The 23,271-nt window shown below is 56.2% G+C and carries 23 protein-coding genes, 2 tRNA genes and 1 other annotated feature; of the genes, 15 read left to right on the top strand and 10 right to left on the bottom strand.

The features are described 5' to 3' along the window. The first annotated feature begins 232 nt into the window (after positions 1 to 232). The 3 genes from shiA (at position 233) to AC2T6E_RS09120 (ending at position 4,859) form a co-directional block, all read left to right on the top strand. On the top strand, positions 233 to 1,549 hold the full coding sequence (gene shiA, locus AC2T6E_RS09130; protein ID WP_010432076.1) for a shikimate transporter: 1,317 nt from the start codon (positions 233 to 235) through the stop codon (positions 1,547 to 1,549). A 73-nt stretch (positions 1,550 to 1,622) separates the two neighbouring features. Continuing rightward, a complete protein-coding gene (locus AC2T6E_RS09125; protein WP_010432073.1) occupies positions 1,623 to 3,077 on the top strand; it encodes an AMP nucleosidase in 1,455 nt (484 codons plus the stop codon). Positions 3,078 to 3,092: 15 nt separating this feature from the next. Next, on the top strand, positions 3,093 to 4,859 hold the full coding sequence (locus tag AC2T6E_RS09120) for an aminopeptidase P family protein (RefSeq protein WP_120157883.1): 1,767 nt from the start codon (positions 3,093 to 3,095) through the stop codon (positions 4,857 to 4,859). Between the two features lie 142 nt (positions 4,860 to 5,001). Here the strand turns inward: AC2T6E_RS09120 and AC2T6E_RS09115 are convergent. Together AC2T6E_RS09115 and emmdR are read right to left on the bottom strand one after the other, a co-directional pair. Continuing rightward, a tRNA-Asn gene (locus tag AC2T6E_RS09115) sits at positions 5,002 to 5,077 on the bottom strand. 103 nt (positions 5,078 to 5,180) lie between these two features. Next, a complete protein-coding gene (gene emmdR / locus AC2T6E_RS09110; protein WP_120157882.1) occupies positions 5,181 to 6,635 on the bottom strand; it encodes a multidrug efflux MATE transporter EmmdR in 1,455 nt (484 codons plus the stop codon). Between the two features lie 161 nt (positions 6,636 to 6,796). Between emmdR and AC2T6E_RS09105 the strand changes: the two genes are divergently transcribed. Together AC2T6E_RS09105 and AC2T6E_RS09100 are read left to right on the top strand one after the other, a co-directional pair. Next, a tRNA-Asn gene (locus AC2T6E_RS09105) sits at positions 6,797 to 6,872 on the top strand. Between the two features lie 53 nt (positions 6,873 to 6,925). Further along, a complete protein-coding gene (locus AC2T6E_RS09100; protein WP_108418167.1) occupies positions 6,926 to 7,258 on the top strand; it encodes a gamma-glutamylcyclotransferase family protein in 333 nt (110 codons plus the stop codon). 49 nt (positions 7,259 to 7,307) lie between these two features. On the opposite strand, the gene AC2T6E_RS09095 is transcribed toward AC2T6E_RS09100, so the two are convergent. The 4 genes from AC2T6E_RS09095 to dacD all read right to left on the bottom strand — a co-directional run bounded on the left by AC2T6E_RS09095 (position 7,308) and on the right by dacD (position 10,705). Continuing rightward, on the bottom strand, positions 7,308 to 7,643 hold the full coding sequence (locus AC2T6E_RS09095; RefSeq protein WP_010432067.1) for a DUF496 family protein: 336 nt from the start codon (positions 7,641 to 7,643) through the stop codon (positions 7,308 to 7,310). A 147-nt stretch (positions 7,644 to 7,790) separates the two neighbouring features. After that, the gene (locus tag AC2T6E_RS09090; protein WP_100165945.1) at positions 7,791 to 8,849 is read right to left on the bottom strand and encodes an FUSC family protein; all 1,059 of its coding nucleotides are present in this window, start codon (positions 8,847 to 8,849) and stop codon (positions 7,791 to 7,793) included. 91 nt (positions 8,850 to 8,940) lie between these two features. Beyond that, positions 8,941 to 9,414 carry a DNA gyrase inhibitor SbmC gene (gene sbmC, locus AC2T6E_RS09085; RefSeq protein WP_120157880.1) on the bottom strand — a complete coding sequence of 158 codons (474 nt, stop codon included), beginning with the start codon at positions 9,412 to 9,414 and terminating at the stop codon, positions 8,941 to 8,943. Between the two features lie 118 nt (positions 9,415 to 9,532). Further along, positions 9,533 to 10,705 carry a serine-type D-Ala-D-Ala carboxypeptidase DacD gene (gene dacD / locus AC2T6E_RS09080; protein WP_486691583.1) on the bottom strand — a complete coding sequence of 391 codons (1,173 nt, stop codon included), beginning with the start codon at positions 10,703 to 10,705 and terminating at the stop codon, positions 9,533 to 9,535. Positions 10,706 to 10,897: 192 nt separating this feature from the next. On the opposite strand from dacD, the gene sbcB reads away from it, so the two are divergent. Continuing rightward, positions 10,898 to 12,334 (top strand): exodeoxyribonuclease I, encoded by a 1,437-nt coding sequence (sbcB, locus tag AC2T6E_RS09075; RefSeq protein WP_407043988.1) that lies wholly within the window; start codon positions 10,898 to 10,900, stop codon positions 12,332 to 12,334. A 108-nt stretch (positions 12,335 to 12,442) separates the two neighbouring features. Here the strand turns inward: sbcB and AC2T6E_RS09070 are convergent, their stop codons facing one another. The 4 genes from AC2T6E_RS09070 to AC2T6E_RS09055 all read right to left on the bottom strand — a co-directional run bounded on the left by AC2T6E_RS09070 (position 12,443) and on the right by AC2T6E_RS09055 (position 15,868). Further along, complete coding sequence (locus AC2T6E_RS09070; protein WP_010432055.1) at positions 12,443 to 13,801, bottom strand: APC family permease; 1,359 nt, start codon at positions 13,799 to 13,801, stop codon at positions 12,443 to 12,445. Further along, on the bottom strand, positions 13,791 to 13,853 hold the full coding sequence (yoeI, locus tag AC2T6E_RS09065; RefSeq protein WP_099458931.1) for a membrane protein YoeI: 63 nt from the start codon (positions 13,851 to 13,853) through the stop codon (positions 13,791 to 13,793). The genes AC2T6E_RS09070 and yoeI overlap by 11 nt, the downstream gene beginning before the upstream one ends. 246 nt (positions 13,854 to 14,099) lie before the next feature. After that, positions 14,100 to 15,002 (bottom strand): LysR substrate-binding domain-containing protein, encoded by a 903-nt coding sequence (locus tag AC2T6E_RS09060; protein WP_214605612.1) that lies wholly within the window; start codon positions 15,000 to 15,002, stop codon positions 14,100 to 14,102. Between the two features lie 41 nt (positions 15,003 to 15,043). Next, positions 15,044 to 15,868: an SDR family oxidoreductase gene (locus tag AC2T6E_RS09055; protein WP_460212220.1), complete on the bottom strand. Its 825-nt coding sequence runs from the start codon at positions 15,866 to 15,868 to the stop codon at positions 15,044 to 15,046. A gap of 173 nt (positions 15,869 to 16,041) precedes the next feature. Between AC2T6E_RS09055 and hisL the strand changes: the two genes are divergently transcribed. From hisL to hisIE, 9 genes are all read left to right on the top strand, one after another. Then, positions 16,042 to 16,092 carry a his operon leader peptide gene (gene hisL / locus AC2T6E_RS09050; RefSeq protein WP_099516347.1) on the top strand — a complete coding sequence of 17 codons (51 nt, stop codon included), beginning with the start codon at positions 16,042 to 16,044 and terminating at the stop codon, positions 16,090 to 16,092. Next, positions 16,068 to 16,191 (top strand) — a sequence feature (His leader region). Its footprint overlaps the gene before it by 25 nt. A 45-nt stretch (positions 16,192 to 16,236) precedes the next feature. Further along, positions 16,237 to 17,136 (top strand): ATP phosphoribosyltransferase, encoded by a 900-nt coding sequence (hisG, locus tag AC2T6E_RS09045; RefSeq protein ID WP_028018500.1) that lies wholly within the window; start codon positions 16,237 to 16,239, stop codon positions 17,134 to 17,136. 5 nt (positions 17,137 to 17,141) lie between these two features. Further along, complete coding sequence (gene hisD / locus AC2T6E_RS09040; RefSeq protein ID WP_460212219.1) at positions 17,142 to 18,446, top strand: histidinol dehydrogenase; 1,305 nt, start codon at positions 17,142 to 17,144, stop codon at positions 18,444 to 18,446. Further along, the gene (gene hisC, locus AC2T6E_RS09035; RefSeq protein ID WP_460212218.1) at positions 18,443 to 19,504 is read left to right on the top strand and encodes a histidinol-phosphate transaminase; all 1,062 of its coding nucleotides are present in this window, start codon (positions 18,443 to 18,445) and stop codon (positions 19,502 to 19,504) included. The genes hisD and hisC overlap by 4 nt, the downstream gene beginning before the upstream one ends. Continuing rightward, the gene (hisB, locus tag AC2T6E_RS09030; protein WP_042716027.1) at positions 19,501 to 20,568 is read left to right on the top strand and encodes a bifunctional histidinol-phosphatase/imidazoleglycerol-phosphate dehydratase HisB; all 1,068 of its coding nucleotides are present in this window, start codon (positions 19,501 to 19,503) and stop codon (positions 20,566 to 20,568) included. Before hisC ends, hisB begins: the two co-directional genes overlap by 4 nt. Next, positions 20,568 to 21,158 (top strand): imidazole glycerol phosphate synthase subunit HisH, encoded by a 591-nt coding sequence (hisH, locus tag AC2T6E_RS09025; RefSeq protein WP_221552518.1) that lies wholly within the window; start codon positions 20,568 to 20,570, stop codon positions 21,156 to 21,158. Before hisB ends, hisH begins: the two co-directional genes overlap by 1 nt. After that, entirely contained in the window at positions 21,158 to 21,895 is a 738-nt protein-coding gene (gene hisA, locus AC2T6E_RS09020) for a 1-(5-phosphoribosyl)-5-[(5-phosphoribosylamino)methylideneamino]imidazole-4-carboxamide isomerase (protein ID WP_148400017.1), read from the top strand. The genes hisH and hisA overlap by 1 nt, the downstream gene beginning before the upstream one ends. Next, on the top strand, positions 21,877 to 22,653 hold the full coding sequence (gene hisF, locus AC2T6E_RS09015; RefSeq protein ID WP_447854611.1) for an imidazole glycerol phosphate synthase subunit HisF: 777 nt from the start codon (positions 21,877 to 21,879) through the stop codon (positions 22,651 to 22,653). The genes hisA and hisF overlap by 19 nt, the downstream gene beginning before the upstream one ends. After that, on the top strand, positions 22,647 to 23,258 hold the full coding sequence (gene hisIE / locus AC2T6E_RS09010; protein ID WP_042716020.1) for a bifunctional phosphoribosyl-AMP cyclohydrolase/phosphoribosyl-ATP diphosphatase HisIE: 612 nt from the start codon (positions 22,647 to 22,649) through the stop codon (positions 23,256 to 23,258). The genes hisF and hisIE overlap by 7 nt, the downstream gene beginning before the upstream one ends. Positions 23,259 to 23,271: the final 13 nt, after the last annotated feature.

The following is a 23,271-nucleotide window of genomic DNA, read 5'->3' as shown; positions in this document are numbered from 1 at the left end:
GCAGCAGTTTCTATTACTGTAATCCATTCAGCACTAACCGGAGCCAAACAGACTGATTTATCTCAAGGCAGGGGAAGATGAAATTTATTTATTCAGCGCCTTCCGGAAAGATAAAAACGTTTTCTCAGGCGTTTTGTCGCGGTAGTCTCATAGGTTCCGTTTATATGACGGACGCAATGTGAGTGACCTTTTCTTATACCAATAATTAAAAATCAGTACAGACAGGACAACTATGGACTCCACCCTCATCTCCGAACGTCCCAACGAGGAGACACCTTCGCTCAACCGTGCCCGCCGCGCAGCCTTAGGCAGCTTCGCGGGTGCCGTCGTCGACTGGTATGATTTTCTGCTCTACGGCATCACTGCCGCCCTGGTGTTTAACCGCGAATTTTTTCCCCAGGTCAGCCCCGCGATGGGCACGCTCGCGGCGTTTGCCACCTTCGGCGTCGGCTTTCTGTTTCGCCCGCTGGGCGGGGTGATTTTCGGCCACTTTGGCGACCGCCTCGGCCGCAAGCGCATGCTGATGCTCACCGTCTGGATGATGGGGATCGCCACTGCGCTTATCGGTATTCTCCCCTCGTTTGCCTCCATCGGCTGGTGGGCACCGGTACTGCTGGTCACCCTGCGCGCCATCCAGGGCTTCGCCGTAGGCGGTGAATGGGGCGGCGCGGCGTTGCTGTCCGTCGAGAGCGCGCCGAAGCACAGGAAAGCCTTTTACAGCAGCGGCGTGCAGGTGGGTTATGGCGTCGGCCTGCTGCTCTCCACCGGGCTGGTCTCCTTAATCAGCCAGCTCACCACCGACGAGCAGTTCCTGAGCTGGGGCTGGCGCATTCCGTTCATCTTCAGCATTGTGCTGGTCATCGCCGCGCTGTGGATCCGCAACGGGATGGAAGAGTCCGCGGAATTCGAACAGCAGCAGCGGGAAAAACCGGTCGCTAAAAAACGGCTGCCGGTGATGGAAGCGCTGGTTCAGCATCCTGGCGCTTTTCTGAAAATTATCGCCCTGCGCCTCTGTGAACTGCTGACGATGTATATCGTCACCGCGTTTGCGCTGAACTACTCGACGCAGAACCTCGGACTTCCCCGCGAGCTGTTCCTCAATATCGGCCTGCTGGTCGGCGGGATAAGCTGCCTGACTATCCCCTGCTTCGCCTGGCTGGCGGACCGGTTTGGTCGCCGTCGCGTCTATATTACCGGGGCGCTGATTGGCACCCTCAGCGCCTGGCCGTTCTTTATGGCGCTGGAGGCCCAGTCGATCTTCTGGATTGTCTTCTTCGCCATCATGCTCGCCAACATCGCTCACGACATGGTGGTGTGCGTGCAGCAGCCGATGTTCACCGAGCTGTTTGGCGCAAGCTACCGCTACAGCGGCGCGGGCGTGGGCTATCAGGTGGCAAGCGTAGTCGGTGGCGGCTTTACGCCGTTTATTGCCGCCGCGCTGGTGACTTTCTCTGGCGGAAACTGGCACAGCGTGGCGATTTATCTGCTGGCCGGTTGCCTGCTCTCTGCCGCCACGGCGCTGTTTATGAAAGAGCCGCGCCACACCTGATCTCACTTTTGTTTCACGGGCGTGTGACATACTATCGGGTAGAGTCACACACCTGTGGAACAAGGAGACAGAGATGAATAATAAGGGCTCCAGCCTGACCCCGGCTCAGGCGCTGGAAAAACTCGACGCGCTGTATGAACAGTCCGTCAACGCGCTGCGCAGCGCCATCAGTGAGTACATCGAATCAGGGAAACTTCCCGATGAAAAGGCCAGAACTCAGGGCCTTTTTGTTTATCCGTCGCTCTCTGTTACCTGGGACGGCAGTGCCAGCAGTAATCCCAAAACCCGGGCCTACGCGCGCTTTACCCACTCCGGCTGTTACAGCACCACCGTCACCCGCCCTGCGCTGTTTCGCCCCTATCTTGAGGAACAGCTGACGCTGCTGTATCAGGATTACGGCGCGCACATTTCTGTGGAACCTTCGCTGCACGAAATCCCTTATCCGTACGTGATAGACGGCTCGGCGCTGACGCTGGATCGCTCCATGAGCGCGGGGCTGACGCGCCACTTCCCGACCACCGAGCTTTCCCAGATTGGCGATGAGACGGCTGACGGCATCTATCACCCGGCTGAATTTTCTCCCCTGTCGCACTTTGATGCGCGCCGCGTGGACTTCTCGCTGGCGCGCCTGCGTCACTACACCGGCACGCCTGCGGAGCACTTCCAGCCGTTTGTGCTGTTCACCAACTACACCCGCTACGTGGATGAGTTTGTCCGCTGGGGCTGTAGCCAAATTCTCGATCCGGACAGCCCTTACATCGCCCTTTCCTGCGCGGGCGGGATCTGGATCACCGCGGAGACCGAAGCGCCCGAGCAGGCTATCTCCGACCTGGCGTGGAAAAAACACCAGATGCCCGCGTGGCACCTGATCACCGCCGACGGACAGGGCATTACGCTGATCAACATCGGCGTGGGCCCGTCAAACGCCAAAACCATCTGCGACCATCTGGCGGTCCTGCGTCCGGACGTATGGCTGATGATTGGCCACTGCGGCGGCCTGCGCGAAAGCCAGCTGATTGGCGATTACGTGCTGGCCCACGCCTATCTGCGTGATGACCACGTGCTGGACGCGGTACTGCCGCCGGACATCCCGATCCCGAGCATCGCCGAAGTACAGCGCGCGCTCTATGACGCCACCAAAGAGGTCAGCGGTATGCCGGGTGAAGAGGTTAAGCAGCGCCTGCGTACCGGCACGGTAGTGACGACGGATGACCGCAACTGGGAGCTGCGCTACTCCGCCTCCGCGCTGCGGTTCAACCTGAGCCGCGCGGTGGCGATTGATATGGAGAGCGCCACCATTGCCGCGCAGGGATATCGATTCCGCGTCCCTTACGGCACGCTGCTGTGCGTCTCCGATAAGCCGCTGCACGGCGAGATTAAGCTGCCGGGCCAGGCCAACCGTTTCTACGAAGGGGCTATCTCTGAGCATCTGCAGATCGGTATTCGTGCGATTGATTTACTTCGCGCGGAAGGCGACAAGCTGCATTCACGCAAGCTGCGCACCTTCAACGAGCCGCCGTTCCGCTAATAACAAGGAAAAACCATGCACACCACATCACCGCTCTCTGCCCTGCGCCACTGGCTTGAAGCCCGTCATCTCGACGGGATGATTGTTCCGCGAGCGGATGCCTGGCAGAGCGAATACTGCGCCCCATACGACGAAAAGCTGGCCTGGCTGACGGGCTTTGACGGCTCGGCCGGTCTGGCTCTGGTGCTGAAAGACAAAGCGCTACTCTTCGTCGATGGACGTTATCAGGTTCAGGCCCGCGTTCAGGTCAATATGGACGAGATTGAGATCCACCATCTTCACAACGAACCGCTGGCTGAGTGGCTGGCGAAAAACGTAGAGGCAGGGACGCGCATTGGCTTTGACGCGATGCTGATGACAAATTCAGAGTTTGAGCAGCTGTCTGCCACGCCGTGCGAGCTGGTGCCTCTGAAGGCCTCGCCGTTTGACACGCTGTGGACTGACCGCCCGGCGGCGCCTGCGGGGATTATCCGCGAAATGCCCGTTGAGGTCAGCGGTGAAAGCAGCGCAGAAAAACGTCAGCGTGTTGCCGCCGTGCTGGCAGAACACAATGCTGATTTCCTCGCCGTGACGCTGCCGGACAATATCGCCTGGCTGCTGAACGTGCGTGGATCAGATATCCCCTTTAGCCCGGTTCCTCTCTCCTTCGCCCTGCTCAGCCGTGATGGTAGCGTGGAGTGGTTTGTTGACGATGCGAAGCTCACCGCGTTGCCGAATGCCGTGCGTAATGCTTTCATTCTCTCACCGCAGAGGGCGTTTATTGAACGCTGCCAGCAGCAGGCTGCGGGCAAACGGGTGCTGGTCGATGCCGATTCTGCGCCTGTTGCATTGCGCTTTGCCATCGAGCCGCAGGGAGAGATCGTCTGGCAGACCGATCCCATCACCCTGATGAAAGCCACGAAAAACCCGATGGAGCTGGCGGGCTATCGCGAATGCCATCATCAGGACGGTGCCGCGTGGGTTAATTTTCTTGCCTGGCTGAGTCGGGAAGTTCCACGACGCGAGGCGGCAGGGAAACCGTTGACCGAACTGGAGGTCCAGGCACAACAGCTGGCGTTCCGCAGGCAACAGCCCGGTTTTATTGAGCAGAGTTTTGCGACCATTTCCGCGTCGTCGAGCAATGCGGCAATGTGCCATTACCACTCAAGCGAAGCCAGTAATAAGCCCATCGGCCATGACCATTTTTATCTGAATGATTCCGGTGGTCAGTACCACAACGGCACCACCGATGCCACGCGCACGCTGGCGTGGGGTAAAGTCGATCCGCAGCAGCGCCTGCACTATACCGCCGTGCTGAGAGGCTTCCTGTCGCTCATTACCCTGCAGTTCCCTTCAGGGACTCAGGGACATCAACTGGATGCCTTCGCCCGTCGTCCGCTGTGGGAGATGGGGTTGGATTACGATCACGGCACCGGGCACGGCGTGGGGCATCAGCTGCTGATCCATGAAAACCCACATCGCATCGCCAAAAAGGTCAACCCGTGGCCGCTGGTGGCGGGGAATATCATGACCATCGAACCGGGCTACTATCTGGGCGATAGCCACGGCATTCGCATTGAAAACCAGGTGGAGATTGTGGAAAGCCGCCCGGGGTTCTGCACGTTTGCCTCGCTGACGCTGATCCCGATTGACCTAAGCCAGGTGGAATTGCATCTGTTGAGCGAGCAGGAAAAGCAGTGGCTGGATGCGTATCACCAGCAGGTCCGGGAGGCGCTGTTACCTCTGGTGAACAGCGATGCGCGAGCGTGGCTGGAAGAAGCGACCGCCCCGATGAGTATCTAACATCGTGCGGTCTGATGCCCGGTGGCGCTGCGCTTACCGGGCCTATCTATCCCGTAGGTCGGGTAAGGCGAAGCCGCCACCCGACAATTTTACCCGCTGCAGAAAAGCAAAAAGCCTGCTTTAAAAGCAGGCTTTTCAAATTTGGCTCCTCTGACTGGACTCGAACCAGTGACATACGGATTAACAGTCCGCCGTTCTACCGACTGAACTACAGAGGAATCGTGTGAACGGGGCGCATATTATCGATGCTCCCCGATGATGTCAAAGGCAGAATGCAGATTTCCGTTCGTTTGCCGATTTATTCTCCATTTCGCGCATTTGTCAGGCATTCTTCCGTGGATATTTCCATAACCAACGCCCACTTACCATGCGCCAGTAGAACAGTGCACCGCGCACGGCCCAGTCCAGGAACATACCCAGCCAGACCCCTACAACGCCCATTCCCAGCATAATACCCAGCGTATAACCCGCCACCACGCGGCAACCCCACATCCCGAGCATGGATACCCACATGGCAAACCGGGCATCGCGCGCGCCCTTTAAGCCAGCGGGCAACACCCAGGACGCGGCCCAGATCGGCATAAACGCGGCGTTGAGCCAAATCAGGATCTTAACCACCTCTTTAACATCGTTTTCGTGGGTGTAAAACGAGGCCATCAACCCGGCAAAAGGCGCGGTTCCCCAGGCTATCATTGTCAGCCCAATGGTCGATAGCCAGAAGACATGCCGGAGCTGACGCTCCGCCTGCCCTATCTGCCCTTTCCCGAGCCGTTTGCCGGTGATAATCGTGGAGGCGGAACCAAGGGCGTTGCCCGGCAGGTTAATCAGCGAGGCGATGGAGAAGGCGATAAAGTTACCGGCGATAACATCCGTTCCCATACCGGCCACAAACATCTGCGTGAGCAGCTTGCCGCCGTTGAACAACACCGACTCTATGCTGGCCGGAATACCGATGCCCATCACTTCCCAGATAATGGCAAAGTTAAACGGCCTGAAATAGCTTTTCAGCGTGAGGCGCAGCGACGGGGTGATCCCCGTCATCAGCACGCCGATAATCGCTGCCGCGCCAATGTAACGTGAAATAGTCAGGCCAAGGCCAGCACCAACAAACCCCAGACCGTCCCAGGAAAAGACCCCGTAAATCAGTACACTACTGATGATAATGTTCAGGATATTCATCCCGCCGTTGATCAGCAGCGGAATTTTGGTATTGCCCGCCCCGCGCAGCGCACCGCTACCAATCAGGGCAATAGCCGCCGCCGGATAGCTTAACACCGTCATTTCCAGGTATGTCAGCGCAAGGTCTTTTACCTCACTGGTCGCCTCACCCGCGACAATATCAATAATCTCTTTGCCGTAGTAATGGATAACCGCCGCCAGAACGATCGAAAAGAGGGTCATGATCATCAGCGACTGGCGTGCCGCCTCGCGCGCGCGCTTCGGATCAAGTTTCCCCAGACTAAAGGCAACGACGACCGTTGTACCCAGATCGATGGCGGCAAAGAAAGACATCACCACCATGTTAAAGCTGTCCGCCAGCCCTACCCCTGCCATCGCTTCTTTGCCCAACCAACTGACCAGGAACGTACTTAGCACGCCCATCAGCAGTACGCAGGTATTCTCCAGGAAAATAGGCACGGCAAGGGGGGTGATTTCACGCCAGAACAGAACACGATAACTTTTACGTTTTGCATACCAGGGCGTGCGCATGATCGCCTGGCGTAAGGGGGCAGTGACGTTCAAAATGGACCTTAGCGAGAAAAGTTGAAACTCCATTTCAAATGATGGGGGAGAAATGGCTATCCTGCAAAGTATTTCCATAAAAAAGATGTTTGGATTTACAACAAACTGACGACAGAATCAGCAGTCAGTCGATTTTCCCTAAGATCAGGTTTGACAAAACTTTTTTCGCCGCTAAGATAAGCCTCCACAACGATTCCTCTGTAGTTCAGTCGGTAGAACGGCGGACTGTTAATCCGTATGTCACTGGTTCGAGTCCAGTCAGAGGAGCCACATTTAGAAAAGCCTGCTTTCGAGCGGGCTTTTTGCTTTTCCGGTGAGGATAAATGGACGCACTGTTTGTTTACGGCACACTACGCCCCGGTCACTCTAACGCGCATATTCTTGAAAACATTGGCGGTGAATGGCTCGCTGGCTTCGTATCAGGCACGTTTTACGAACGCGGCTGGGGCGCTGCAGCGGATTTCCCGGGGATTGTGCTTCACCCGGACGGCCCCCGCGTCGAAGGCTATTTGTTTATCTCTGATAACCTTGCCGCATACTGGCAAATGCTGGATGAATTTGAAGACGGCTACGATCGGGTTGAGGTCACGGTGACTACCCTTGAGGGTAAACAGGTTAAGGCCTGGATTTATCAGCTACAGCCGCGCTCTGCGTAATAAAAAAGGCTCTCTGTCACCAGAGAGCCTTTTTCACAATGAGCAGCGATTACTCGCTTTTTGCTTCAGCGTTTTTGATTTCGCCCATCACTTTCAGCTTCTTGGAGATGTCGCGACGCTCTTTGGACAGCTCAGCATTTTTGATGATGTAGTCATCAACGCGGTCTTCGTAATCGCTCTTCATGCTGGCGATGATACCCTGAATAGCTTCAACGCTCATGCCTGGCTTGATGTAGTCGCTCAGGTTGTCGAGCAGCAGAACACGTTTCTGGTTGTCACGGATCTTCTTCTCAACGTCCTGGATTTCACGCTGCAGTTTGTTTTTGCGGCGGAACAGGCGGACGAATTCCAGAACATCCTGGAACGAAGGCTTGGTAGTTTCCATTTTTACACCCCTGATAATGTGAGATTCGGATTCGTTAAGGCAACCGTTGTAACAGACAGCGGCTGCGAATGACAATGAGTATATCGTTTAAATCTATCATAACCCCAATTGCTGCTGAATCGAAGCAGCAGGCGTCACATACGCCTTTTATTTGCGCAGCGCCCGGCAAATAAGATGCGATAAGAGCTCTAGCTGCCGCGCCAGCTCCATACTCAGCCAGACGTAGCCATGAATGGGCGTTTCCGCCACGTTATCGCTCTGGCGTTCATTGATTAGCTGCTTCAGCTCCGCGACGATCTCATTCAGTCGCTCGCTGTTGGCCAGTATCGGCTGCGGGTTGCCTTCATAGAGCGCATGGGCGATGGTCAGCAGCGTTTGCTGCGTCATCTGCTGGGTCTCTTTGAGCGTATGCGCATTAAGCATCAGCAGATGGCTGGGACGCGAGGCCCAGTGGGCGTTGATCTGCAGCTCAAGCATGCAGACCAGGTTGCGGCTTACCGTCTGGATGGCTTCGAAAATCGCTTTCTGAATATGGGTTTCTTTGCTGGCGGGCGTGATCAGGCCGCGCATTTTGACGACATCATTGAGGATCTTCTGCAGGTGTTTTTCCAGCCGTGGCCGTTCAACCAGATTCGGGGAAAAGCCGGCCTGATAGACACGGTTAAATGCCGTCACGTAATTCGCCATCTGGATGCGCCAGTGCAGAAAGGCGCGTTGCGGCCAGATCCCCGTAAACAGCATCGCCAGCAACGAGCCGAGCACCACATCCCCGCTTCGCCACAGCGCCGTAGTCATATCCCCGGCGGGCGCACCGACCACCACCGCGAGAGTAATCCCAATCAGCAATGCCTGATACGGTCTTTTGCCCAACGCCAGCCAGCCGCAGAGGAACATGGCGGCGCCGCACCATGCCAGCATGACAGGAAAGGAGATCAGCTCCAGTTTCAGGGCGATTAGCCCAAGGGCGGAGCCTAAAACGGTCCCGCCAATTCGCTCAAGCGCGCGCGGAACAACGTTTCCCCAAAAGGAGATGGGCCCCATCACGACCACCAGCGTAATCAGCGGCCACGTCCCCTCCGGAACATCCAGCAAGCGAACCAGTACAAACGTCAACACGAACGCCAGCGCGATGCGACACCCATGCACCACGCGGTAATGTTTGTACAACCGAATTTCAAACGGCGTTAATGATTTGTCGGGACGCACACCCGCTCTCCAGCTACACGGCAAATCACAATTGTACTGTGTTTTCAGCCGGGTGGATCGCCCCCGGCTAAAAATCCCACTTTTTACAGGGTTAACCCGCTTTATGCTCTACCGCGACGAACATCTCAATGTCCCAGTAGCCATCTGTATTACCATCATTGAGGTAGCGTTCGAAGCAGGGTTTTGGAGCAATCTGGTACTTATTGTCCTGCAGGAGGGAATTAAAGAACTGATACCACGGGGTCGCAAAGTCGTAATTTTCAACACGTGCCGTCGCGACCGCATAATCCCCGGCCACAATTTCGGTCATCATCACCCCTTCACTGTTATCGGGAATGATAAAGTCGTCGGGTACCGTGACGGCGGTGTCACAGCGCAGTTTTTCTGCCGGGACCTCATCAGGATTATCGTAGTAAACCGCTACCCACTCCAGCGGCTGAATGTGACGCCCATCCACCCACATGACCAGTTGTTCAAAGCCCTGCTTAACGGTTTTTTCCCACGGCCCAACAAGGTGAAAACCTGCGATTTTACGTTTCTGTTGCTGCTTGATGCTGTAGTCCATGCTGCCTCCGTTTATTACTGTATATTTATACACTATAAAGCAGAATGAATATTATCGGCAAACGAGGAGTGCTTATTATGTGAGCAGACTCGCAACCCTGCCAGTCTGCTCAAAATGGTTAGATGTTGTGATGCAGATAATCACTCAGGCGGGAGAAAATACCGCCTTTATCAACGCGTTCCAGCGTGACCAGCGGCCAGTGCGCCACCAGCTTATCGCGGTCGTACAGCTGAATTTCACCGACCCGCTGATGGGCGGCAATCGGGGCTTCCAGCTCTTTTGTATCCAGCACGTATTTAGCCTTAATGTTCGGCGCTTCCGCTTTTGGCAAGGCCAGCCAGAAGTCCTGATCGGTTCCCAGGTTTACCTGTTCTTTATCACCGTACCAGATCCGCTCGGTCCCCACTTTTTTACCGCTGTGCAGGATCTGCACCGTATCAAAGTTCTGTTGTCCCCAGTGTAGCAGCTTGCGCGCCTGATCTTCACGCCCCTTCGGGCTGTCTGCGCCCATTACCACGGCGATCAAGCGACGCTGCCCGTCCACCGCGGAGGCAATCAGGTTAAAGCCCGCGCCGGAGGTATGCCCCGTTTTCAGACCGTCCACGTTCATGGTTTTATCCCACAGCAGGCCGTTGCGGTTCTGCTGGGTGATCCCGTTCCAGGTCAGGCTCTTCTCGCTGTACATATGATAAAATTCTGGCTCACCGTGAATGATCGCGCGGGAGAGAACGGCCAGATCGTAAGCGGAGCTGTGCTGCCCAGGCGCATCCAGTCCGTGAACGGTTTCGAAATGGGTGTCGCGCAGGTTCAGCTTTTGCACATAGTCATTCATCATATTCACGAACTGCGGCTGGCCACCCGCGACGTGATCGGCCAGCGCCACGCAGGCATCGTTACCGGAGTCGACAATCAGGCCCCGGCTGAGATCGCGTACGGAAACGCGATCGCCCTCTTTCAGAAACATCAGAGACGATCCGTCAAAGACCGGGTTATCTTTTGCCCACGCGTCGCGCCCAACCGTGACGATATCATCCGGGCTGATGCGATGGCTGTCGATAGCGCGGTCGACGACGTAGCCCGTCATCAGCTTGGTCAGGCTTGCCGGATTACGCTGTTGATGTTCGTTGCCCGCCGTTAATATCTGACCAGTAGTGTAATCCATCAGCACCCAGGACCCCGCCTGGATGGCAGGTGGCTGCGGGGAGAAATCCAGCGGATCGGCAGCCAGCGCAGATGTGATACTCGAAGCAAGTAAAGAAACAGCAATAAACAGACGGCGTTTCAACGGTATATCCTCAGGTCATTAAAAATCGATGACCTTTTTACGGGAGTTCCGCTGTCGTTACCTGCCTTAATTGCAAAAAAATGTGACAGAGAGCATATTTTTCTCTGACGCTGTCTCGCAAATTTCACGCATGACCGCGCTTTTTATTCGGACTGCTTAGCGCGATCGTTTACCATAGCGTCGTGAATTTTTTACAGGATGATATTACTGGTGTCTGATTCTGCCGCGCGCCCAACTTTTTTGTTCCATGATTACGAAACCTTTGGCACCCACCCGGCGCTGGACAGACCGGCGCAGTTTGCTGCCATCCGTACCGACGACGAATTCAACATCATTGGCGAGCCAGAGGTCTTTTACTGCAGGCCCGCGGATGATTATCTGCCGCAGCCCGGCGCGGTGATGGTTACGGGCATTACACCGCAGGAAGCACGGGAAAAAGGCGTGAGCGAAGCGGAGTTTGCCCGCCGCATCCACGATCTGTTTACCGTTCCCCATACCTGCGTGGTCGGTTACAACAACATCCGTTTCGACGATGAAGTGACGCGCAATATCTTCTACCGCAACTTCTACGACCCCTATGCCTGGAGCTGGCAGAACCGCAATTCTCGCTGGGATTTACTCGACATTATGCGCGCCTGTTATGCCCTGCGTCCTGAAGGCATTAACTGGCCGGAGAACGAGGATGGGCTGCCGAGTTTCAGGCTTGAACACCTGACGCGCGCCAACGGCATCGAGCACAGCAATGCTCACGACGCGATGGCAGACGTCTATGCCACCATTGCCATGGCAAAGCTTGTGAAAACCGCCCAGCCGCGTCTGTTTGAGTATCTGTTGAGTCACCGCAGCAAACAGAAGCTGACTACGCTCATTGATGTACCGCAGATGAAGCCGCTGGTACACATCTCCGGGATGTTCGGGGCCTGGCGCGGTAATACCAGCTGGGTTGCGCCGCTGGCATGGCATCCCGACAACCGTAATGCCGTTATCATGGTGGATTTGGCGGGCGATATCTCCCCGCTGCTGGAGCTGGACAGCGATACGCTGCGTGAACGGCTTTACACGCCGAAAAACGAGCTCGGCGATCTGCCTGCGGTACCGGTGAAGCTGGTTCACATCAATAAATGTCCGGTGCTGGCGCAGGCCAATACGCTGCGCCCGGAAGATGCTGACAGGCTGGGTATTAATCGTCAGCACTGTCTGGATAACCTGAAGGTGCTGCGCGACAACCCGCAGGTACGGGAAAAAGTGGTCGCTATCTTTGCGGAAGCCGAGCCGTTTGTACCGTCTGAGAACGTCGACGCACAGCTTTATAACGGTTTCTTCAGCGATGCCGATCGCGCGGCAATGAATATTGTCCTGCAAACCGAGCCGCGTAATTTACCGGCGCTGGATATTACCTTTTCAGATAAGCGCATTGAAAAGCTGATGTTCAATTACCGGGCGCGAAACTATCCGGGTACCCTGGACGAAGTGGAGCAGGAACGCTGGCTGCAGCATCGACGTAACGTGTTTACACCGGAATTTCTAAACAGCTATGCGCAAGAGCTGGAAATGCTTTACGGCCAGTATGAAGGGAATGCTGAGAAACAGGCTCTGTTGAAATCCCTGTTCCAGTATGCGCAAGAGATTGTTTGAGTGATGGGTACAAAAAAGCCGGAGACATTGTCTCCGGCTTTTTTTTCGCCCGGTGGCGCTACGCTTACACGGGCCTACGGGTGTACAGGTCGGACACCCGACATTATGTTACGCAACGTCTTCGTACTGAGGTACCGGGTTACGGAAGCTTTTGGTTACGCAAGCCAGATAGATCAGACCGATAGCACCCCAGATCAGACCCAGAACCATAGAGCTCTCTTCCAGGTTAATCCACAGCGCACCCACCGTCAGCGCGCCACACATTGGCAGCACCAGATAGTTGAAGTGGTCCTTCAGCGTTTTATTACGCTTCTCGCGGATCCAGAACTGAGAGATCACCGAGAGGTTAACAAAGGTAAACGCCACCAGCGCACCAAAGTTAATCAGCGCAGTTGCAGTCACCAGGTCAAACTTAATGGCCATCAGTGCGATTGCGCCAACCAGCAGTACGTTCCACGCCGGGGTACGCCATTTCGGATGAACGTAGCCGAAGAAACGGGTTGGGAACACACCGTCACGACCCATTACGTACATCAGGCGAGATACACCTGCGTGTGCCGCCATACCGGATGCCAGTACGGTTACGCTGGAGAAGATCAGCACGCCCCACTGGAAGGTTTTCCCTGCAACATACAGCATGATTTCAGGCTGTGATGCGTCCGGCTCTTTAAAGCGAGAGATGTCCGGGAAGTACAGCTGCAGGAAGTAGGAAGCACCGATAAAGATCATACCGCCAATCAGCGCGGTCAGGAAAATCGCTCTCGGGATCACGCGCTCGGCGTCTTTGGTCTCTTCAGACAGAGAAGAGATACCGTCGAAGCCCAGGAACGAGAAGCACAGGATGGTCGCACCGGTGATCATCGGCACAACGTGCGCGCCTTCAGACCAGAACGGACGGGTGCTGGCCAGCGTACCCGCGCCTTCACCATGGGACACACCGTAAATGATCAAACCCACGATAACCGCAACGATACCCATCTGCAGAATAACAATAAGGGTGTTGAAGTTAGCCACGGTCTTGATGCTGCGCAGGTTAGAGATGGTCATAAAGGCCACCAGCGCCACCACGAAGATCCACGACGGTACGGATGGTACCAGCGCTTCGAAGTAAATTTTTGCCAGCAGAATGTTGATCATCGGCATGAACAGGTAGTCCAGCAGAGATGACCAGCCCACCATAAAGCCAACCGCCGGGCTAATGGATTTCTGAGCATAGGTGTAGGCAGAGCCTGCAGACGGGAAACGGCGAACCAGTTTTCCGTAGCTCAGCGCTGTAAAGAGAATGGCGACCAGCGCAAAGGCGTACGCCGTTGCAACGTGACCGTCAGTAAGGCCTGATACGATACCGAATGTATCGAACAGCGTCATCGGTTGCATATAGGCAAGGCCCATCATAACAACCGGAATCAACGTAAGCGTTTTACGTAATTCCACGCGAGAGGTGTTTGGAGTTGCATTATGCGACATAGTTATTCTCCTTTACGGTAATAACCGCCACGTAAGCGAAAAATTGCCCCATTTCTTTCTTCCTCAGCGACAACAACTGTCGGATTTTAGTAAATATCTATCCGGTACGAAGCCCGGCCTCTTGGTTTTTAGTTTCGTTTCGTACATGCAAAAAAAAATAACCGACGCCTTTTATATCGTCGATTATTCATTTGTTTGCAGCGGCGGCATTTTGCCCCACATCAGATACAAAAGGCAATAGTTTGCAACGCACCGGGCAATTTTCTTTTTTCTAACTGGCTGATTTCTCGACACTGCCCTAAGAGTAAACTGCAGCGATAGCACTATTTGCTAAAATTTCGTCCCGCCACCATGCGCTGGCAAGCCCGGCAGTTTGTTCATTCCAGCCCACCCAAACCGATTCGTTGCTGCTTTGAGCAAGTACCTGTTTTTCAACAAGCGCACCGCTATCAATAAAGCGCTGCGCCAGATAGCGCGGCAAATAGCCGCACCCCAGACCGCTTATTTGCAGTTCCAGCTTGGTTTTAAAATCAAACACGGTAATCGCCTCTTGCTCATCAAGCAGCTGCGAAGAGACGCCACATTCAGGCCGGGAGCTGTCGCCCACCACAATGGCACGGTAGTTTTTAATAATACGGCGGTTAATGGGCTCCGGTTCATTCGCCAGCGGATGATGGGGCGCGACGGCAAAAATTTGCTCCAGTATACCCAGTCGCGCAAAGCCAAAATCGCTCAACTGGGGGGGCTCATGCAGTGCCCCAACGATGATATCCGCCCTGCCCCGCGTCAGGGCATCCCAGGAGCCGCCCAGCACACCATTAATGAAGATTAACCGGGTCACGCTGTGGCGCTGATAGAACGCTTCGATCAGCGGCGTCAGGAGAGAAAAGGGAAAGGTATCATCCACGCCGATCACCAGTTCGTTTTCCCAGCCCTGATGAAGTTTGATGGCCTGTTTTTCCAGTTCGCGAACCGTATGGAGAACGTCACGCCCCTTTTCCAGCAGCATCTGTCCGGTTCGGGTAAAACGCGCGCGATGCCCGGAACGATCCAGCAGCTCAATGTTCAGATCGCTTTCAAGTTTATGCACGGTATAGCTGAGCGCCGAAGGCGTTTTATAAAGCTTCGCTGACGCCGCGGCGAAGCTTCCCTCTTTTTCCAGCGCATCCAGAATAATAAGAACATCCAGCAGCGGTTTCATCTTCGCCCCCTTACGGTGTGCGATCGTCTCCGCTGATGGCATTATTCCATGGGCATCACCAGCGGATCGGGATACTGATACTCAAATCCCAGTTCATGACAAATTCGATTGCCATCAACAATTTTGCCTTTCCCTTCCCCTTTCGCATCGCCAAAGACTGGCGGAGCCAGACCCAATTGACGAGCCATCAGCGGATAGAAGGTACTTCTCGATGGATGAGAGGGTGCACATATATTATAGATGTGCCCACCCTTCGGAGCCTGTAATAGCAGCTCAATTGCCCCAATAACATCCTCAAGATGGACGAGATTGACGCCATGTTGTCCATCCGGAGCCGATTTTCCGGCAAAGAACCGTCCTGGATGACGACCCGGCCCCACCAGCCCGGCCAGACGCAGAATATCTACCTGAGTGCCCGGCAGGTTATGCAGCCAGTCCTCCAGCTCTTTCAGCACGCGACCACTCGCGGTTACCGGTCGACGTTCACTGTTCTCCTTCACCGTCCCCTCAACGTCACCGTAGACTGAGGTGGAACTGGTGAAAATGATGCGCGGGATGTGATGCGCCAGCGCGCTGTCGACAATCTCCTGCATCGCCTGGAGATAAAAAGACTCTCCCGGCCCGCTGCGACGGGCGGGTAAGGTAATAACCAGCGCATCGACATCCATTAGCGCATCCAGATCGTCGGCATCACAAACCAGTTCGGGCTCAAGGCGCAGCTCAACGCCCTCGATGCCACACATGCGTGCGGCTTCTACCCCATCCGACGTGGTTTTGCTCCCGGTCACCTGCCAGCCTCTCGCGGCTAATGACATCGCCAGCGGCATTCCTAACCATCCTAAACCGACAATCGCGACCTTTTTCATGAAAACTCTCCGCTTACACATGCTTGTATTAAGGCTACGCCAGCCCGCCAGAACACACAATTCATAGCATCAATATGAAATGAATTAATGATCACAAAAAGCCCTTGCAATCTGCCGGGCAAGTGGTTTAGGTTAAAAGACATCAGATGCATAAGCATTCAACGAGAATTTATATGACACGCGTTCCATTTAAAAACCACCATCACCACCATCATCCTGACTAGTCTTTCAGGCGATGTGTGCTGGAAGACGTTTGGATCTTCCAGTGGTGCGCGAACGCAAGAGAAAGCCCCCGGAAGATCATCTTCCGGGGGCTTTTTTTTGGACCGCATTCAGACAGGTTAAAACAGGTTAACGAGGAATAAAGAATGTTAGATAACTCACGTTTACGCATAGCTATTCAAAAATCAGGCCGTTTGAGTGACGATTCACGCGAACTGCTGGCCCGCTGCGGGATTAAAATCAACCTGCACACCCAGCGCCTGATTGCCCTGGCTGAAAATATGCCTATCGATATTCTGCGCGTGCGTGATGACGATATTCCTGGCCTGGTGATGGATGGCGTCGTTGATCTCGGCATCATTGGCGAAAACGTGCTGGAAGAAGAGCTGCTGACCCGCCGCGCGCAGGGCGAAGACCCGCGTTACTTCACCCTGCGTCGTCTGGACTTCGGCGGCTGCCGCCTGTCGCTGGCTACGCCGGTCGATGAAGCGTGGGACGGCCCGGCTGCGCTGAACGGCAAGCGTATCGCCACCTCTTACCCTCACCTGTTAAAGCGTTACCTCGACCAGAAAGGCGTGCAGTTTAAATCCTGCCTGCTGAACGGCTCTGTTGAAGTGGCACCCCGTGCAGGTCTGGCTGACGCCATTTGTGACCTGGTCTCTACCGGCGCGACGCTGGAAGCGAACGGTCTGCGCGAAGTGGAGGTTATCTACCGCTCCAAAGCCTGCCTGATTCAGCGCGACGGCGACATGGCCGATGCCAAGCAGCAGCTCATCGACAAACTGCTGACCCGTATTCAGGGCGTGATTCAGGCGCGTGAATCCAAATACATCATGATGCACGCTCCGACCGAGCGCCTGGACGAAGTGATTGCCCTGCTGCCAGGTGCGGAGCGTCCAACCATTCTGCCGCTGGCAGGCGATCAGCAGCGCGTGGCGATGCACATGGTGAGCAGCGAAACCCTGTTCTGGGAAACCATGGAAAAGCTGAAGGCACTGGGCGCAAGCTCAATTCTGGTGCTGCCAATTGAGAAGATGATGGAGTAATGGCCATGAGCTTTAACACAATCATCGACTGGAATACCTGTAGCGACGCACAACAGCGCGAGCTGCTGATGCGTCCGGCGATTTCCGCGTCGGAAAGCATTACCCGTACCGTGGCCGAGATCCTCAACAACGTCAAAACCCGTGGCGACGACGCGCTGCGTGAATACAGCGCGAAGTTTGATAAAACCGAGGTTGGCGCGTTAAGGGTCACCGAAGAGGAAATCGCGGCAGCAGAAAGCCGTCTTGGTGACGAGATCAAACAGGCGATGGCCGTCGCGGTGAAAAACATTGATACCTTCCACACCGCGCAGAAATTACAGACCGTTGATGTGGAAACCCTGCCCGGCGTGCGCTGCCAGCAGGTGACGCGCCCGGTTGCGTCGGTCGGCCTTTATATCCCTGGCGGCTCTGCCCCACTGTTTTCCACCGTACTCATGCTGGCTACCCCTGCGCGTATCGCCGGGTGTCAGAAAGTGGTGCTCTGCTCGCCACCGCCGATTGCCGACGAGATCCTTTACGCCGCGAAACTGTGCGGCGTGCAGGAGGTGTTTAACGTGGGCGGTGCACAGGCCATTTCCGCGCTGGCCTTTGGCACAGAGTCCATCCCGAAGGTTGACAAGATTTTTGGCCCGGGCAATGCGTACGTGACCGAAGCCAAGCGCCAGGTCAGCCAGCGTCTGGACGGCGCGGCAATTGACATGCCAGCCGGTCCGTCTGAAGTGCTGGTGATCGCTGACAGCGGCGCGACGCCGGATTTCGTGGCCTCCGACCTGTTATCTCAGGCGGAACACGGCCCTGACTCGCAGGTCATCCTGCTGACGCCGGATGCCGATATGGCGAAACGCGTAGGCGAAGCCGTTGAGCGCCAGCTTGCGGACCTGCCGCGTGCCGAAACCGCACGCCAGGCGTTGTCCGCCAGCCGCCTGATTGTGGCGCGCGATCTCGACCAGTGTATTGCCATCTCTAACCAGTACGGTCCCGAGCACCTGATCATTCAGACCCGCAGCGCGCGCGATCTGGTCGACAGCATCTCCAGCGCGGGCTCGGTGTTCCTCGGAGACTGGTCACCGGAGTCCGCGGGCGATTACGCCTCCGGCACCAACCACGTGCTGCCGACATATGGTTACACCTCCACCTGCTCAAGCCTGGGCCTGGCGGATTTCCAGAAACGGATGACCGTGCAGGAACTCTCCCGCGAGGGGTTTGCATCACTGGCTTCCACCATTGAAACCCTGGCCGCCGCCGAGCGCCTGACCGCCCACAAAAACGCCGTGACCCTGCGCGTTGCCGCCCTGAAGGAGCAAGCATGAACATTGAAGAATTAGCCCGCGAAAATGTCCGACGACTGACTCCGTATCAGTCTGCCCGTCGCCTGGGCGGTAACGGCGATGTCTGGCTGAACGCTAACGAATTTCCGACGGCGGTGCAGTTCGAGCTGTCGCAGCAAACGCTGAACCGCTACCCGGAGTGCCAGCCGAAAGCGGTTATCGAGAACTACGCCCAATACGCGGGCGTGAAGCCGGAGCAGGTGCTGGTCAGCCGCGGCGCGGATGAAGGTATTGAACTGCTGATCCGCGCGTTCTGCGAGCCCGGTAAAGATGCGGTGATGTACTGTCAGCCCACTTACGGCATGTACAGCGTCAGCGCGGAAACCTTCGGCGTGGCGTGCCGCAACGTGCTGTCCCTCGAAGACTGGCAGCTCGATCTGCAGGGCATCGCCGACAACCTCGACGGCGTGAAGGTCGTCTTCGTCTGCAGCCCAAATAACCCGACCGGCCAGATTATCAACCCGCAGGATATTCGTACCCTGCTGGAAATAACCCGCGGCAAGGCGCTGGTGGTGGCGGATGAAGCCTATATTGAATTCTGCCCGCAGGCGACGCTGGCAGGCTGGATTGAAGAGTACCCGCACCTGGTGGTGCTGCGTACGCTGTCGAAGGCTTTCGCCCTCGCGGGCCTGCGCTGCGGCTTTACGCTGGCCAATAAAGAGGTCATCGACCTGCTGCTGAAAGTTATTGCGCCTTACCCGCTCTCCACGCCGGTTGCCGACATTGCCGCACAGGCGCTGGCGCCGCAGGGTATTAACGCCATGCGTGAACGCGTGGCGCAAATTCTGGAAGAGCGTCAGTACCTGGTGACGGCCCTGAAAGCGATCCCCTGCGTAGAGCAGGTGTTTGACTCTGAAACCAACTACATTCTGGTGCGTTTTACTGCTTCAAGCTCCGTATTTAAATCTTTATGGGATCAAGGCATTATCTTACGAGACCAAAATAAACAACCATCCTTAAGCGGCTGCCTGCGTATTACCGTCGGCACCCGTGCAGAGAGCCAGCGCGTGATTGACGCCCTGAAAGCGGAGAAAGTATGAGTCAGAAGTATCTCTTTATCGATCGTGACGGCACCCTCATTTCGGAGCCACCTACCGATTTTCAGGTCGATCGTTTCGACAAGCTGGCTTTTGAACCCGACGTAATCCCGGTTCTGCTCAAACTGCAGAAGGCTGGCTTTAAGCTGGTGATGATCACCAATCAGGACGGGCTGGGTACGGACAGCTTCCCGCAGGCCGACTTCGACGGCCCGCACAACCTGATGATGCAGATCCTCACCTCGCAGGGCGTGGCGTTTGATGAAGTGCTGATTTGCCCGCACCTGCCAGCCGACGAGTGCGACTGCCGTAAACCGAAAGTGAAGCTGGTTGAGCGTTATCTGGCGGAAGAAGCGCTCGATAAAGCCAACAGCTATGTGATTGGCGATCGCGCCACCGACATCACCCTCGCCGAAAACATGGGCATCGCGGGCCTGCGTTACAGCAGCAGCGATCTCAACTGGGCGAAGATTGGCGAACAGCTGACCAAACGCGACCGTTACTCACACGTTGAGCGCAACACCAAAGAGACGCAGATTGACGTGAAGGTCTGGCTGGACCGTGAAGGCGGCAGCAAGATCCACACCGGCGTCGGATTCTTTGACCATATGCTGGACCAGATTGCGACCCACGGCGGTTTCCGCATGGAGATTACGGTAAAAGGCGATCTTTACATTGACGATCACCACACCGTGGAAGACACCGGCCTGGCGCTGGGCGAAGCCCTGAAGCTGGCGCTCGGTGACAAACGCGGCATCAACCGTTTCGGCTTCGTCCTGCCGATGGACGAGTGCCTGGCACGCTGCGCCATGGACATCTCGGGTCGCCCGCACCTGGAATATAAAGCCGATTTCACCTACCAGCGCGTGGGCGATCTCAGCACCGAAATGGTGGAGCACTTCTTCCGTTCGCTCACCTACACTATGGGCCTGACTCTGCACCTGAAAACCAAAGGCAAGAACGATCACCACCGCGTGGAGAGCCTGTTTAAAGCCTTTGGCCGTACGCTGCGCCAGGCGATCCGCGTTGAAGGTGACGCCCTTCCCTCGTCGAAAGGAGTGTTGTAATGAACGTGGTGATTCTGGATACCGGATGCGCCAACCTGAACTCCGTGAAGTCGGCGATTGCCCGCCACGGCTACGAGCCGGTGGTGAGCCGTGACCCGGACGTGGTGCTGCGCGCCGACAAACTCTTTTTACCCGGCGTGGGCACCGCGCAGGCGGCGATGGATCAGATTCGCGAACGCGAGCTGGTCGATCTGATCAAAGCCTGTACCCAACCTGTGCTCGGCATTTGCCTGGGTATGCAGATCCTGGGCCGCCGCAGCGAAGAGAGCAATGGCGTCGACCTGCTGGGCATTATTGACGAAGACGTGCCGAAAATGACCGACCACGGTTTACCGCTGCCGCACATGGGCTGGAACCGCGTTTATCCGAAGGCGGGCAACAGGCTGTTCCAGGGGATCGAAGACGGCGCGTACTTTTACTTCGTGCACAGCTACGCCATGCCGGTGAACGCGAACACCATTGCCCAGTGCAACTACGGCGAGGCGTTTACCGCAGCTGTACAGAAAGATAATTTTTACGGCGTGCAGTTTCACCCGGAACGCTCTGGTGCCGCAGGCGCACAGCTGCTGAAAAACTTCCTGGAGATGTGATGATTATTCCCGCTTTAGATTTAATTGACGGCACGGTTGTTCGTCTCCACCAGGGCGATTACGGACAGCAGCGCGACTACGGTAACGACCCGCTGCCGCGCCTGCAGGATTATGCGGCGCAGGGTGCTGAGGTGCTGCACCTGGTCGACCTGACGGGCGCGAAAGATCCGGCGAAACGCCAGATCCCTCTGCTCAAAAAGCTGGTTGCTGGGGTGGCTGTCCCCGTGCAGGTTGGCGGCGGCGTGCGTACGGAAGACGATGTTGCCGCCCTGCTGGACGCGGGCGTGGCGCGCGTGGTGGTCGGTTCTACCGCCGTGAAAGATCCTGATACGGTGAAGGGCTGGTTCCGCCGCTTCGGCGCCGATGCGCTTGTGCTGGCGCTGGACGTCCGCATTGATGAACAGGGTAACAAACAGGTTGCCGTTAGCGGCTGGCAGGAAAACTCCGGCGTAACGCTGGAAGAGCTGGTCGATATTTATCTTCCCGTCGGCCTGAAGCACGTGCTGTGCACGGATATCTCCCGCGATGGCACGCTGGCCGGCTCTAACGTTTCGCTGTACGAAGAGGTCTGCGCGCGCTATCCGCAGGTAGCGTTCCAGTCTTCTGGCGGTATCGGTGATATTGGCGACGTGGCCGCGCTGCGCGGTACCGGTGTGCAGGGCGTGATTGTGGGACGGGCCTTACTGGAAGGCAAATTTACGGTGACGGAGGCGATTCAATGCTGGCAAAACGGATAATCCCTTGCCTGGACGTACGTGACGGCCAGGTGGTGAAAGGCGTGCAGTTCCGCAACCACGAGATCATTGGCGACATCGTTCCGCTGGCGAAACGCTATGCCGATGAAGGTGCCGATGAGCTGGTATTTTATGACATCACCGCCTCCAGCGATGGACGCGTGGTCGACAAAAGCTGGGTCGCACGCGTGGCAGAAGTGATCGACATCCCGTTCTGCGTGGCGGGCGGAATCAAATCCGCTGACGACGCGGCCAAAATTCTCTCGTTTGGCGCGGATAAAATTTCCATCAACTCCCCTGCGCTGGCCGATCCGGAACTCATCACCCGACTGGCCGATCGCTTTGGCGTGCAGTGTATTGTGGTCGGTATCGACACCTGGTTTGACGATGCCACCGGCAAGTACCACGTTAACCAGTACACGGGCGACGAAAGCCGCACCCGCGTTACCCAATGGGAGACGCTGGACTGGGTGCAGGAAGTGCAGAAGCGCGGCGCGGGCGAGATTGTCCTGAACATGATGAACCAGGACGGCGTGCGTAACGGCTACGACCTGGAGCAGCTGGAAAAAGTGCGCGCCGTGTGCCATGTGCCGCTGATCGCCTCCGGCGGCGCAGGCACCATGGCGCACTTCCTGGAAGCCTTCCGCGATGCGAACGTTGACGGCGCGCTGGCCGCGTCTGTGTTCCATAAACAAATTATCAATATTGGTGAGTTAAAAACGTACCTGGCCGACCAGGGCGTGGAGATTAGGGTATGTTAACAGAGCAACAACAGGCGCAGCTGGACTGGGAAAAGACTGACGGATTATTGCCGGTAGTTGTACAGCATGCTGTTTCAGGTGAAGTGCTGATGCTGGGGTATATGAACCAGGACGCGCTGGCAAAAACGCTCGACAGCGGTAAGGTCACCTTTTTCTCGCGCACCAAACAACGCCTGTGGACCAAAGGCGAAACCTCCGGTCATTTCCTGAACGTGGTCAGCATTACCCCTGACTGCGATAACGATACCCTGCTGGTGCTGGCAAATCCGATTGGCCCGACGTGCCACAAAGGGACCAGCAGCTGCTTTGGTGAGGCGAGCCACCAGTGGCTGTTCCTTTACCAGCTTGAGCAGCTTCTGGCTGAACGCAAAACGGCTGACCCTGAAAGTTCCTATACCGCGAAGCTGTACGCCAGCGGAACAAAGCGCATAGCGCAGAAAGTGGGCGAAGAAGGCGTCGAAACGGCACTGGCGGCGACGGTGCATGACCGGGACGAGCTGACTAACGAGGCGTCGGATTTGATGTACCACCTGCTGGTACTGCTGCAGGATCAGGAGCTGGATTTAACGGCGGTGATTGAGAACTTACGTAAGCGCCATAAATAAAAAAAGACCGGGG

It is taken from the genome of Enterobacter sp. B79-1 (assembly GCF_057444735.1).
This window is presented reverse-complemented; position numbering and strand designations above follow the sequence as displayed.